The organism is Devosia sp. LC5, from assembly GCF_000735585.1.
GTDB lineage: Bacteria > Pseudomonadota > Alphaproteobacteria > Rhizobiales > Devosiaceae > Devosia.
The window spans coordinates 22,146-35,912 of sequence record NZ_JNNO01000004.1; the positions used below are offsets into that span (position 1 = coordinate 22,146).

The following is a 13,767-nucleotide window of genomic DNA, read 5'->3' on the forward strand; positions in this document are numbered from 1 at the left end:
GGATGAGGTCTACTGTCTGATGGCGTGAGTACCTACGCCGCTGCTTCCAGCGCATGCCCCGCCACCTGGATTGGCAGCGATATCGCCACAGTGGTGCCCAGCGACGGGCTGGAATCGATCGCCAGCCGTCCTCCGCTCAGCTCCGCAATTGCGCGGGAAATCGAAATGCCGAGGCCGGGGCCGACTCCATCCCGGGTAAAAGTCGCGTCGCCCAGCGCAAAAGGCTGCGAGAGCGAAGCCAGCCGTTCCTCGTCCATGCCGATGCCGGTATCGGTGACCTCGATCACCACCCCATCGGTCGCGGCAAACGCCGCCAGCGTGATCCGCCCGCGGGCCGGGGTGAAGCGGATGGCGTTTTCAACGATATTGCCGACCATGCGTTGCAGCCCGAGCCGGTCGCCATTGACGATGGCGCCACAGCCCTGGCGGAGGGCAAAGGTCAGCCCGGCGCGCTGCGCCTGGCCGCGGAAGCGCTGCACCACGCTATCGAGCAGGGCATCGACGGAAACTGGCTCGCTGCGCAATTCCTTGCGGCCGCCTTCGAGTTCGGCCAGGTCGAGAATGGTGGCGAACGAAGCCAGCAGATGCTCGCCCGAGCTTTTGATGGAATTGACATAATCGGCATAGCGCGCATCGCCCAGCGGCCCATAGGTCTGGTGCCGCATCAGCTCGGCAAAGCCGATAATGTGGTTGAGCGGAGTGCGGATATCGTGGCTGAGATGGGCAAGGAAATTGGTCTTGGCGTGGCTGGCGGCTTCGGCCCGCAGCTTTTCCTCGTGATAGCGCCGCGCCAGATGGCGTTGCTCTTCGCGGATCGCTGCGAGCAGGGCATCGGTGCGTTTGCGCTCGGTAATGTCGCTGACCAGCGTCATGAAGGCGCCGTCATCCAGCGGCCGCTCGTCGATCAGCAGGCACGAGCCGTCCTCGCCATGCAGCTCGAGCAGGCGGCTATGCTCGTCCTCGCTGATCGGTTTCATATAGCCCCGGGCGATCAGGCGTTTGACCGCATCATGATAGCTGACCTTGACGCCGGTCAGGTTCAGCCGGTCGCGATAGCGGTCATTGCAGACGATCAACTCGCCCATCCTAGTCCAGCAGGCAACACCCATAGGGATAGCCGCGGCCAGCGTCTGGTAATTCTGGCGCTGCAACAGGTCGGGCATGCCGGCGCGGCGGCGCCTGAATGCAACCAGCAGGGTGATGAGCACAGCGAGCCCGAATGCAATGCCGCTGCGGGTAGCCATGCCGGCCAGGGCCGGCATTTGCGCCGCTTCTAGGGCCAGCGTGCCATGCGAACCCAGGGGCACTGCCTGGCCGAATAGGGTCGGCGTGGCAGAGCCGGCATCAGCGCCGGTCAGGCTGGCCGTGATGACACTGGCATAGCGGCTGGCGGAGTTCACGAGAGCCATTTCCGCGGATTCCGGGGAAACGTCGGCAATATCGGCGGCGATGGCTGTGCCGATCATGGCCAGCTCGCGCTGCACGTCATCCAGGGTCCGGGCGCTGTCATAGATAAGAAACAGGGTCGCGGCGAGCAGTGAGGTCAGCGCCACCGCAGCAGTGATCGGGGAGAGCCGGAAACGAGCGGCCAGAGAAGACGGAGCGGCCACGCGGCCCTTGGGGCGGTCAAATTCGGACTGTATTTGGCCCGCGCCGAATCCTTCGGCGCCGGCGCCGGATTGCTCCGCCGACCGCATGGAATTCTCCCGTAAATGAATGGGTTTGCCCTAACCCGATTTGCCCTTAACAAACCATGAATCAAGCCGGGGTGCCTTGTCCAGACCCCTCAATGGGGGCTTGGACGCCGTTAGGCAAATTCGAGAGTCGTTTGAATCACTTAGAGGCAGAAGAAAAATTCTTCTATTTTCCGGTTGCCTCACTCCGCCAGCATGCGCGCCAGGATATCGGCCGTATTGCGGCTGAGCTTGCCGCCATCCTGCAGCGCGGTGAGCGCGGAACGGGCAGCTTCGCGACGCTGCGGTTCCAGCATTTGCCAGATACGGAAGCCCGTCAGCACCCGTGCCGCCACTTGCGGATTGCGCGTATCGATATCGGCCACGACGTCGGTAACGAAGCGGAATGCCGCGCCATCCGGGCGGGTGAATTGCGCCGGATTGCTCATCACAAACGAGCCGAGCAGCGAGCGCAACCGATTGGGATTGGACTTGGGGAAGTCGGGCGCCGCCAGGATCGCTTTGATGCGCTCCAGCACACCCTCATCCTGCGCCAGCGACGACACCATCAGCCATTTGTCGAACACCAGCGGATTGGCGGTGAAGCGGGTACGGAAATCGGCCAGCACGGTCGGCGCTTCCGCCGTCCAGGCGCTGCCCAAAATGGTCAGCGCCGCATAGCGATCGGTCATGTTGGTTGCTTCGCTATATTGCGTTGCCGCCAAAGCCGATGCACCCGCCGCCTCGCTACCGACCAGCAGCGCCAGAACCCGATTGCGTAACGCGCGACGGCCCGTGCTCGCGGCATCGGGCTGATAGGGCAGGGTGCTCGACAGGTTGGTATAGGCAATCAGCAAGTCGCGGCCCAGCGGGCTAAACACTGCTTTGGTCAGTGCGTTGCGCACCTCGTGAATGCGGGCCGGGTCGATATCCTTGCCGATGGTCCGCCCGATCAGCGCCTCGCCCGGCAGGCTCAAGGCCAGCGCTTTGAACGCGTCGTCAAGGTCCTTGTTGGCCAGCGTATCGGCCATGGCCCGGCTCAAACCATTCACAGAGGCATCCGACCAGGGCTTACCCGTCGCCGCGCCCACAGCCAACGCAGTTGCCACATCCTGCAAAGCCTGCCAACGGCCATAGGGGTCGCTGTCGTGCTGGGCCAGGAACAGGCGATCGTCCTGCGTCAGATTGGTGTCGAGATTGACCGGCGCCGAGAACTCGCGCAGCAGCGATGGCACCGGCTTGTTGGCAATGCCCTTGAAGGTGATCTCGGCGCTCGCCTCGCGCAGCACGATCATGTCGTCCCGCACCTCGCCGCCGCTCACTGCGCTCCAGCCCATCGGGCTGCCATTGGGGCCGATCAGGCCGAACTTGATGGGCAATACCAGCGCCTGCTTGGTCGGCTGGCCCGGCGTCGGTAGCGTCTCCTGGCTTAGCGTGAGCGTATAGGTCTGGCTGGCTGCATCATAGCTGTCGCTCATGGTCAGGCGCGGCGTGCCGGCCTGCAGATACCAGGTCTTGAACTGCTCGAGGTCCACGTCATTGGCTTCGGCGAATACGGCAAGGAAGGCCTCGATCGTGGTCGCTTCCCCATCATGGCGCTCGAAATAGAGGTCCATCCCCTTGCGGAAACCGGCCTCGCCCAGCAGCGTCGCCAGCATGCGGACGATCTCGGCGCCCTTTTCGTAGACGGTGGGCGTATAGAAATTGTTGATCTCGCGATACTGGTCCGGCCGGGCCGGGTGGGCCAGCGGGCCGCCATCCTCGGGGAATTGCGCCGAGCGCAAAGTCACCACATCCGAAATCCGTTTGACCGCACGGCTGCGCTCGTCGCTGGTGAATTCCTGGTCGCGATAAACCGTCAGCCCCTCCTTGAGGCAGAGCTGGAACCAGTCCCGGCAAGTGATTCTGTTGCCTGTCCAATTGTGGAAATATTCATGCGCTATGACGCGCTCGATATTCTCATAATCGGCATCGGTCGCCGTTGCCGACTGGGCGAAGACCAGCTTGTCGTTGAAGATATTGAGGCCCTTGTTTTCCATCGCGCCGAAATTGAAATCGGAGACGGCGACGATGTTGAAGATGTCGAGATCATATTCGCGCCCGAAGCGCCTTTCGTCCCAGGCCATCGAGCGCTTGAGGCTGTCCATCGCCCAATGGCACTGATCTTCCTTGCCATGCTCGCAATAGATCGCCAGGTCCACCTTGCGGCCCGAGGCGGTGGTGAAGCTGTCGGTGATCGAGCCCAGGTCGCCTGCTACCAGCGCAAAGAGATAGGCCGGCTTGGGGAACGGATCTTCCCACACCGCAAAATGCATGCCGTCGCCCGCATCGCCCCGGCCCACCAGATTGCCATTGGCCAGCAACACCGGCGCCAGATCGCGCGGCGCTGTCATGGTCACCTTGAAGGTCGCCAGATTATCCGGCCGGTCGAGATAATAGGTGATGCGCCGGAACCCCTCGGGCTCGCATTGCGTGCACCAGGTACCGCTCGAGCGGTATAGGCCCATCAGCTTGAGATTGCCCTCGGGCTTGAGCATGACTTCGGTTTCCAGCACGAAGCGGCGCAGCGGCGGCTCGATAATAGTCAGGCCATTGTCATCGGCCGCATAGGCGACAAGCGCCAATGGCGCGCCATCGATAGCCACTGAGCCGAGCTTGAGCCCATCCCCGTCCAGCACCAGCGGCGTACCCGGCGCTGTCTCGGCTTGCGGTTCTATGGTCAGCAGCGCGCGCACCCGCGTCGTGTCGGCCAGAATGCGGAAATCGAGATCCACCGCGGTGATTTTGTAGGGGCTGGGGGCATAATCCCTGAGATAGATCGTGTGCTCGGTTTCCGTGCGCATGGCTACATCCAGTCACTGACAGTCAGAAAATAATTGTGTCTGCCGGGCTACAGCAGACTCGGCTCTTTGTGTATCTTAACGGGCTCGCGACTGCATCGGTTCTTTCTTCTCGCCAAGTGGACGGCATGGGGAAGAAGGCACCACAAGCCGCGACACGCTGCTCCTCTGGCCAATTGCGGGCGTATCGAGCGCGGTATCCAAATTTCCCGTCCGGCTTTACGCGCCATCGGTCAGTTCTGCCTTGACCTCAACCATGCTTGAGGTCCTAGAGGCTCTGGCCATGAACGCTGGGCCCGCGGGCCAGAAACTATGGTGAATGACAATGTTGCGTTGGTTTGAACGGCGCCTGGAAGCCTACCCCTCGACGGAACCGACCGAGCCGCCCAAGGGCTTGCTGGCGTTCTGCCTTTATTACAGCCAGGGCGCCAAGAAGTGGCTGGCGCTGATGGCATTTGCCGCCGCGGCCGTGGCCATCGGCGAAATCATCATCTTCGGCTTTATCGGCGATGTGGTGAATTGGCTGGCCGGGGCAAATCCCGACACCTTCCTGCAAACCGATGGCTGGAAACTCGCCCTTATGGGCGCGATGGTCATCTTTGTCCTGCCCGCATTCGCGCTGGTGTCGACGCTGACCATGCACCAGACCCTGCTGGGCAATTTCCCGCAACGTATCCGCTGGATGAGCCATCGTTACCTCATCCGCCAGTCGATGAGCTATTTCCAGGATGAGTTTGCCGGCCGCATCGGCGCCAAGCTGATGCAGACCTCGCTCGCGGTGCGCGAAGTGGTCATGAAGCTGCTCGATATGCTGGTCTATGTCGTCGTGTATTTCACCGGCGCGGTGATCCTGGCGGCTTCGGCCGATTGGCGGCTGGCCATTCCGTTCCTGGTCTGGCTCGCCGCCTATGTCTCGATGATGTTCTATTTCATCCCGCGCATGGGCAAGATTTCCCAGGCGCAGGCTGATGCGCGCTCGATGATGACTGGCCGTATCGTCGACAGCTACACCAATATCGCCACGGTCAAGCTCTTCAGCCACTCCAACCGCGAGGAGAGCTACGCCAAGGAGGCGATGGACGAGTTCCTCGACACCGTCTACCGGCAGATGCGGCTCTTTACCGTGCTCAATATGCTGGTGCTGTGGTCCAATGCCCTGCTGCTCTTTGCGGTGGGGGCAACCGGCATCTGGCTGTGGATGCAGGGGCTGATGAGTCCGGGTGCCCTGGCTGTGTCGCTGGGCCTGGTCATGCGATTCCAGGGCATGAGCCAGTGGGTGATGTGGGAAATGTCGTCCCTGTTCGAGAATATCGGCACGGTCAAGGACGGCATTGCGTCCTTCTCGCTTCCTCGTGTGGTCTCTGATGCCTCGGGTGCCCAGGCCATCGGCACCGTCAAGGGCGATATCAAGTTCGAGAATGTCTCGTTCCACTACGGCAAGAAAACCGGCGTGATCGACCATCTCAACCTGCATATCCGCCCGGGCGAAAAGATCGGCCTGGTCGGCCGCTCCGGCGCCGGCAAGTCGACCATCGTCAACCTGCTGCTCCGCTTCTACGATCGCGCCGATGGCCATATCTTCGTGGATGGGCAGGACATCGCCAAGGTCACGCAGGATAGCCTGCGCGCCAATATCGGCGTGGTGACGCAGGACACGTCCCTGCTGCATCGCTCGGTGCGCGACAACATCGTCTATGGCCGCCCCGACGCGACCGAGCAGATGATGCGCGAGGCGGCCGATCTTGCCGAGGCGACCGGCTTCATCGAGGGGCTGAGCGATCTGCAGGGCCGCAAGGGCTTCGATGCCCATGTCGGCGAGCGGGGTGTCAAGCTCTCGGGCGGACAGCGGCAGCGTATCGCCATTGCCCGCGTCCTGCTCAAGAATGCGCCGATCCTGGTGCTCGACGAGGCCACGTCCGCCCTTGACAGCGAGGTCGAGGCGGCCATCCAGGGGCAACTGCAATTGCTGATGAAGGGCAAGACGGTGATCGCCATCGCCCACCGCCTCTCCACCATCGCCATGATGGACCGGCTGGTCGTGCTCGATAAGGGCGTCGTGGTCGAGCAGGGCACCCATGCCCAACTGCTTGAAACCGGCGGTATCTACGCCAGCCTTTGGCACCGCCAGTCCGGCGGCTTCATCGACGCCGACCAGCCTGAAGAAGCGGCGCAATAATCGAAACGGGCCCTGCCATTGCGGCGGGGCCCGGCTACTTTCCGGCGCCAAACAGGCGGTTGCGGCTGGCCTGCCAGCCCGGCTGCGGGCTTGATAGCTTTTCCAGCATCATCTGCTGGGTCATCGGCCGGCCAAACAGATAGCCTTGCATCACCGAGCCGCCCAGGCCCAGCAGGGCCTCGAGCTGTTCCTCGGTCTCGATGCCCTCGAACACGCAGGACACACCCAGGTTCCGGCACAGATCGATCGTGGTCTTGATGATGGCGCGGCTGGTCGCGTCGCTGTTGACCACGGCCACGAAGCTGCGATCGATTTTGATCCGATCCAGCGGCAGCTTCTGCACATGCGTCAGGCTCGAATGGCCGGTGCCGAAATCATCCAGCGCAATTCGCGAACCCAGCGCCAACAGCGCCAGCAGCGCCGCATTGGCCTGTTGCATATCGCCCATCACCGCTGTTTCGGTGATTTCAAAATCGATCCGGCAGGGCGTTCCCGCCTTCCCGATCAGCGACACAATGCCCTCGATGGCGGTCATCGAACTGACGTCATGCGCCGAGAGGTTGACCGACAGCCGCATCGGCGGCGGCAATTGGTCGATCACCGCCAGGGCCTTGCGCACCACCGCCTGCGTGATCTTGGGCACGATGCCGGAATGCTCGGCCATCGGAATGAAATCGGCCGGCGATACTTCGCCCAGCACGGGGCTGCGCCAGCGCGCCAGCACTTCGTAGCCGGTGACGCGGTCGAGCGAGATATCGAATTGCGGCTGGAACAGCACATAGATTTCTTCATCAAGGTCGGCCGTGTGCAGGGCGTGTTCCATCGCGCGAACCCGGCTGATTTCCTCCTCGTGGCGGGCGGAAAATACCACGGCGCCGCCCCGCGCCTCCCGCTTGGCGACCGACGTCACGTAGTCGGCCCGGTCGAACAGAATTTCGGCTCCGTCCCCGGGCTGGGACAGCGCCACCCCGGCCGAGGCCGTGACGTGCAGGCTCGCCTCGGCAAAGACGAAAGGGCGCCGCACCACTGCGCACAGCGTCTCGCCCCACGCGGCCACCTGCGTCTCGGTGCGCGGCTCATCGCAGATCAGCCCGAACTGGGCATTATCGAGCCGCGCCACATAAGCGCCCAGCGCGCGGGTGCGGTTGGCGACTTCCTGCAGCACACGATCGCCCGCGGCGTGGCCAAAAATTTCATTGACCGATTTGAACTTGTCGAGATCAAGCCGGGCCACGCTCAGCCGCTTGCCCGCGGCGGCGGCCACATCCAGTCGCGCCTGCAATTCACGGTGGAAGGTATGCCTGTTGGGCAGCCCGGTCAGGCTGTCGAGATGCGCCAGCCGCTCGTTTTCCGCATAAAGGCTTTGCGCTTCGTCCTGCTGGCGGGCCGTCTGCGAGCGGGAAGCGACAAGGGCCGCGAAATCGCGCGAATTGCCTGCCACCACCACCAGCAGGGCCAGGGTGATCAGCACCAGATTGATGGCCAGCACAACCAGCACAGGATTGCCGCTAAAGGCAAAAAATCCAAAGAACGGTACCAGTACGCCCATTGCCGACAATGCCGCCGCGACCCGCAGATAGCTGAGGCAGAACAGGCAGCAAATGCTGGTAATGGCCATGTAGAACACCACATGCGCCTGCTGGAAGGCATCGCCATGCGGAAACAGCGCCAGCGACCAGGCCGAGAACGCCACCGACAGTGAAATGGCGACATAGCTGGTGCTGGTGAGCAAGGTAGCGGCTTGCTCGCCCGTGAGCTCGCGATGCCGCTTGCTCCACCACATGCCCAGCCGCGCGAGGCACACCAGTATGAGCAGGCAGGGCACGCCATAGCGCAACGGGGCCGGCGCCGCGCTTTGAGTTAGGGCCAGCAAAATGCTGTTGGCCACGAGGATGGCGTAAAGCACGGGAGCCTGGCGGATGAAGGAGCGCGCCTGGGCCAGCGCAAGCTCCTGGTCTTTCGGCCGCGAGGCATAGCGCCCGGCCAATCTGTCAAATAGCGACATGGTCTACGAGCCCCCTCGTCGGGGCATATTACGCAATCAACCCCTAATACATCGGTAACTCGTGCTGACCTAGTTGCCAGCTTCCGCAACGTTGCAAAAATCTGCTTTCGCCCATTGGCGATTCGGCCTGAACAGGCTAAAAACCGTTTCCGAAATCGATTGCATAAGCACTTCGCAAGGACAGACGCCCGCTCGCGGCGTCTTGGAGGAGATCTCAATGTCAGCACCGGCCTATTCCGCCCTCGATCTGGGCGGCGTCTTCAACCTGTCCTCTCCGACCAGCGATATCGCCGTGCCGATCACGCTGCCCGGCGATGTGCATTCGGCACTGCTGGCAGCCGATCGCCTGCCCGATCCCTATTACGGCGAAAACGAAAAAACCGTCATGTGGGTCGGCGAAACGGCCTGGACTGTCGAACGCGACTTTACCGCAACGGCCACTGATATCGAGGGCTACCTGACGCTGACCCTGGCTGAGGTCGATTGCATCGCCACCATCCTGCTCAATGGCGAGGTGATCGCCAAAACCCAGAATTCTTTCGTCCGCAACGATATCGACGTCACCGGCAAGGTCCGCGCTGGCGAGAATACATTGCGCATCGAATTCGACATCACCCCCGATGTCGCCAAGGCCCGCGCCGACGCGCACCCATTCCCGATCCCCTTCACCAAGAATTACCAGACCAACGGCCTGAAGGGCATCCACATGAATTTCGTCCGCAAGGCCGCGTGCCATGCGGGTTGGGATTGGGGCATCTGCCTCATGCCCATCGGCGTCTATGGCACGATGAGCCTGCGCAAATCGCGCCTCGCCCGCCAGGATAGCGTGCAGGTCGATCAGGCCCACGGCAAAAATAGCGTCGAACTCGCCGTCAAAACCCACATCTTCGCCTTCGCCCATGGCGAGGTCGAGATCGAGCACACCATCGATGGCCAGACCATCACCGACAAAATCGTGGTCAACAAGGGCGACAACGTCGTCACCCACAACCTGACCATCCACAATCCCAAGCTGTGGTGGCCAGCCGGGCAGGGCGCCCAACCGCTCTATGAGCTCGTGACCAATCTCGAAGGCGAAAAAACCAGTCGCAAGATTGGCCTGCGCAAGCTCGAATGGGTCATCGAAAAGGACGAGATCGACCACACCTTCAAATGCCGCATCAATGGCCGCGACATCACCATGATGGGCGCCAACTGGATTCCGGCAGACGCCATCCCATCCCGCATCACCCCCGCCGTCATTCGCGACCTGCTCGACAGCGCCAAGGCCGCCAATATGAACATGCTCCGCATCTGGGGCGGCGGGCAGTATGAGCCCGACTATTTCTACGATCTCTGCGACGAGTTGGGCATCCTGCTCTGGCACGATTTCATGTTCGCCTGCATGAGCTATCCGTCAGACCGGCCATTCCTTGACAATGTCCGCACCGAGATCACCCAGCAAATCCGCCGCCTCTCCCACCATGCCTCGATCGCCCTGTGGTGCGGCGACAATGAAGTGATCGGCTCGCTCGGCTGGTACGAGGAAACCAAGGCTGCGCCCGAGCGCTACGTCGCCAATTACGACCGCCTCAATTCCATGCTCGGCAATATCGTCGAGGACGAGGACCCTATCCGCCGCTTCTGGCCGTCCTCGCCGTCCATGGGCTATCTCGACTTTTCCGATGGCTGGCATGCCGATACCCGTGGCGACACCCATTATTGGGACGTCTGGCATTCGGCCAAGAGCTTCGAAGCCTATCGCAGCGTCAATCCGCGCTTTGCCTCCGAATTCGGCTTCCAGTCCTTCACCTCGATGAATGTCATCGAGACCTTCACCGAGCCCAAGGATCGCAATCCATCCTCCCCGGTGATGGAAAATCACCAGCGCAATGCCGGCGGCAATGCGCGCATTCTCGAAACCATGACGCGCTATTTCCGCTTCCCGCGCGATTTCGACCAGATGGTGTTCCTGTCCCAGATCCAGCAGGGCCTCGCCATCAAGACCGCCATTGAATATTGGCGCTCCACCAAGCCGCGCTGCATGGGCACGCTCTATTGGCAGATCAACGATATCTGGCCGGTCGCGTCCTGGTCGAGCCTCGATTACGGCGGACAGTGGAAACTGCTGCAATACATGGCCAAGCGCTTCTTCCTGCCTGTCAATGTCGTTGCCGTTCCCGAGCATGACGCAGTTCTCAAGAATTCGCGCGGCACCCCCGTCGAAGGCGCGCCACCCGACCGCATCGTCTTCAAGGGTATCAACGACACAGCTCGCCCGGTCAGCATTTCTCTCGAAATCCGGGCCGTCAAAATCAGCGGCGGTGATCGTGTGGTCTCCTCCACCAATGCCGCCATCGGCCCCGACGCCGCGCTCGCTCTCGCCAGCGTGGACTTTGCCGATCTGGCTGAGGATGAATTCCTGTTCTTCTCCTGGAAGGACGCCTCGGGCAACCTGCTCGGCGAAAACGACTACTTCCCCAAGCCTTACAAGGCCTACGAATTGGTTACGCCCACTGTCACCGCCCAATGGTCGGAGCGCAATGGCGCTCCGCTGCTGACGCTTGAGACCGATAAGCCGGCGCTATTCGTCACCGCGACCGTCGATCTGCCGGGCTATTTCTCCGATAACGCCCTGACCCTGCTGCCCGGCCGCAGGGCCGAGCTCACTTTCACCCCACGCCACGGCGCTGCACCGTCCGCGGCTGAACTGGTCAAATCGCTCAAGGTCCGCAACCTGAGCGAGACGTTCTAAACTACTCCAGGAGAGCGATTATTGCTGCCCATGTCGTTGACATGGGCGGCCGCATCTTCCATCGCTACGTCTGTCGCGCGCTATTCCTTGCGCCGGTTCGGAACCAGCCATGTCCGCTCAGATTGCGCCCGTTGAGGAGCGCCACAATACCGGTATAGGCATTCTGCTACTGTCGCAGCTGATCTTGCTGGTCCTTGATACCTCAGCCAAGTGGATGTCCGCCCAGGGCATTCCCACCGGCGAGATCGTGTTCATGCGCTATGCCGTCCACGTCGCGCTCATCCTGGTCTTCATCTGGCCCCTGCGTGGCCGCGATCTATTCCGCACGCGCAATTGGAAACTCGAAGTCCTGCGCGGCATCTGCCTGCTGCTGACCACAGCCGGCAATTTCCTGGCCATGCGCTACCTGCCGCTGACGGTCACCGGAGCGTTGATCTTCACCAGCCCGCTGATGATCTGCGCCCTGTCCGGTCCACTACTGGGCGAAACCGTCGGCTGGCGGCGCTGGCTTGCCATTCTCGCCGGTTTCGTCGGCATCCTGATCATCGTGCGGCCCGGCACCGAGGCCTTTCAGCCGGCCTCACTGCTGGGGCTTGGGGCAGCCTTGTTCCTGGCGCTCTTCTCGATCATCACCCGCAAGCTGGCCGGCGTCGACAGCGCCATGACGCAGCAGTTCTACGCCGGCGCAGTGGCGCTGCTCCTCGTCACGCCCGTTGCGTTCACAAGTTGGGTCTGGCCATCCAATGGCATCACCTGGCTCGCCTTTTTCGCGGCAGGGACGGTGGGCATGATCGGTCATATCCTGATTTCGGTTGCCCATCGCTACGCGCCGCCATCCACCCTGGCGCCGTTCAATTATCTGACGCTGCTCTACCTGGCCATCGTCAGCTGGCTGATCTTCAACCAGCCGCCCGACCACTGGTTCTATCTTGGTGCCGGCTTCATCATTGCCAGCGGCCTATATATCTGGCTCCGCGAACGCTCGTTGCAAAAGCGCGCAATCTCGGTGGAAACCATCGTCGACTAGCCCTTGGCAATTTCCTCGATCGGTGCCTTTTTGGTCGCATCGCCCTGAGTGATCAGCCGGGCGCTGCGCTGCCCGCTGAGGTAAATCCACAGCCAGCTCATTGCCACAAAGAGCCGGTTCTTGGTGTCGATCAGGAAATAGATATGGGCCAGCCCCCATGCCCACCAGGCGATCCAGCCCTTGAGGCGAATCCAGCCAAAATCGATGACGGCCGCCCGCTTGCCGATGGTGGCGATGTCCCCGGCATGCTTGTAGCGGAACGGCTTGGCGCTGGTGTCACCGGCCAGCCGCGCCTTGATGACATTGGCCGCATGCCGTCCGCTCTGCTTGGCCGCATCGCCCACGCCGGGCACCGGCTTGCCGTCCGGCATGGTGATGCTCGCCGTGTCGCCCACCACGAATACATCCGGCAGGCCCGGTACGCTCATATCCGGTTCGACTCGCACACGTCCGGCCCGATCAGGCTCGACACCCAGCCACTTGGCGGCCGGCGACGCCTGCACGCCCGCGGCCCAGATAATGGTATTGGCCTCGATCCGTCTGTCGCCATAGACCACGCCCTTGGCATCGACATTGGTCACCGCCGCGCCCAGCTCCACCTCAACACCCAGCCGCTGCAGCGCGCCCAGGGTGTATTCCGATAGCTCCGGCTTGAAATTGGCCAATACCTTTTGACCGCCCTCGATCAGCACCACGCGAGCCTGCTCGGGCTCAATCACACGGAAATTGTCCCTGAGGCTGATCTTGGCCAATTCGATAATGGCGCCCGCCAGCTCCACGCCGGTCGGCCCAGCCCCGATGATAACAAAGGTCATCAAGGCCTGTCGCTTGGCCGGATCACTCTCCCGCTCTGCGGCCTCGAACGCCAGCAACAACTTGCGCCGGATGGTCGTTGCGTCTTCCAGCGTCTTCAGGCCTGGTGCGAACTGCTCCCAATCGTCATGGCCGAAATAGGCATGTCGCGCGCCGGTCGCGATGATCAGGCTGTCATAGGAAACAGGCTCTCCGTCCTCGATCTGCACGATCTTGGCCGCAGTATCGACACCGATGACCGTCGCCAGCAGCGTGCGCACATCGCCGCGTTTGCGTAGAATACCGCGGATCGGCCAGGCAATTTCAGAGGTGCTGAGCGAGGCGGTAGCCACCTGATAGAGCAGGGGTTGAAACAGATGATGATTGCGCCGGTCGATCAGCGTCACGTCCGCATCGGCACCCGCCAGCGCTTGCGCTGCCGACAAGCCGCCAAAACCGCCGCCCACGATGACAATTCTATGCTTGGCGGCGCTCATATCGCTCTCCTTGTGTGCTGCTT

Annotated in this window: 7 protein-coding genes; 3 read left to right on the plus strand and 4 right to left on the minus strand. The window is 62.1% G+C overall.

The window, feature by feature from the left end; translation table 11 throughout:
- Positions 1-32: 32 nt before the first annotated feature.
- Together FF80_RS03045 and pepN are read right to left on the minus strand one after the other, a co-directional pair.
- A complete protein-coding gene (locus FF80_RS03045) occupies positions 33-1,697 on the minus strand; it encodes a PAS domain-containing sensor histidine kinase (RefSeq protein ID WP_035097437.1) in 1,665 nt (554 codons plus the stop codon).
- Between the two features lie 179 nt (positions 1,698-1,876).
- Entirely contained in the window at positions 1,877-4,516 is a 2,640-nt protein-coding gene (gene pepN, locus FF80_RS03050; protein WP_035097439.1) for an aminopeptidase N, read from the minus strand.
- Between the two features lie 322 nt (positions 4,517-4,838).
- Here pepN and FF80_RS03055 point away from each other — a divergent pair, with 322 nt between their 5' ends.
- Positions 4,839-6,689, plus strand: a complete 1,851-nt coding sequence (locus FF80_RS03055; protein ID WP_035097441.1) for an ABC transporter ATP-binding protein — start codon at positions 4,839-4,841, stop codon at positions 6,687-6,689.
- Between the two features lie 34 nt (positions 6,690-6,723).
- On the opposite strand, the gene FF80_RS03060 is transcribed toward FF80_RS03055, so the two are convergent.
- Positions 6,724-8,694, minus strand: coding sequence for an EAL domain-containing protein (locus FF80_RS03060; RefSeq protein ID WP_052153112.1), 1,971 nt, complete (start codon positions 8,692-8,694; stop codon positions 6,724-6,726).
- 217 nt (positions 8,695-8,911) lie between these two features.
- On the opposite strand from FF80_RS03060, the gene FF80_RS03065 reads away from it, so the two are divergent.
- Positions 8,912-11,428, plus strand: coding sequence for a glycoside hydrolase family 2 protein (locus FF80_RS03065; RefSeq protein WP_052153113.1), 2,517 nt, complete (start codon positions 8,912-8,914; stop codon positions 11,426-11,428).
- Between the two features lie 109 nt (positions 11,429-11,537).
- On the plus strand, positions 11,538-12,455 hold the full coding sequence (locus FF80_RS03070; protein ID WP_035097443.1) for a DMT family transporter: 918 nt from the start codon (positions 11,538-11,540) through the stop codon (positions 12,453-12,455).
- Here the strand turns inward: FF80_RS03070 and FF80_RS03075 are convergent.
- On the minus strand, positions 12,452-13,744 hold the full coding sequence (locus FF80_RS03075; protein ID WP_035097444.1) for an NAD(P)/FAD-dependent oxidoreductase: 1,293 nt from the start codon (positions 13,742-13,744) through the stop codon (positions 12,452-12,454). The two genes, FF80_RS03070 and FF80_RS03075, sit on opposite strands and share 4 nt — an antisense overlap.
- Positions 13,745-13,767 lie beyond the last annotated feature (23 nt).

What these genes read in the sequence shown, in the direction of transcription:
- FF80_RS03070 (WP_035097443.1), top strand. Translation starts at nt 11,538, where the DNA reads ATGTCCGCTCAGATTGCGCCCGTTGAGGAGCGCCACAATACCGGTATA.
- FF80_RS03065 (WP_052153113.1), top strand. Translation starts at nt 8,912, where the DNA reads ATGTCAGCACCGGCCTATTCCGCCCTCGATCTGGGCGGCGTCTTCAAC.
- FF80_RS03075 (WP_035097444.1), bottom strand. Translation starts at nt 13,744, where the DNA reads ATGAGCGCCGCCAAGCATAGAATTGTCATCGTGGGCGGCGGTTTTGGC.
- pepN (WP_035097439.1), bottom strand. Translation starts at nt 4,516, where the DNA reads ATGCGCACGGAAACCGAGCACACGATCTATCTCAGGGATTATGCCCCC.
- FF80_RS03060 (WP_052153112.1), bottom strand. Translation starts at nt 8,694, where the DNA reads ATGTCGCTATTTGACAGATTGGCCGGGCGCTATGCCTCGCGGCCGAAA.
- FF80_RS03045 (WP_035097437.1), bottom strand. Translation starts at nt 1,697, where the DNA reads ATGCGGTCGGCGGAGCAATCCGGCGCCGGCGCCGAAGGATTCGGCGCG.
- FF80_RS03055 (WP_035097441.1), top strand. Translation starts at nt 4,839, where the DNA reads ATGTTGCGTTGGTTTGAACGGCGCCTGGAAGCCTACCCCTCGACGGAA.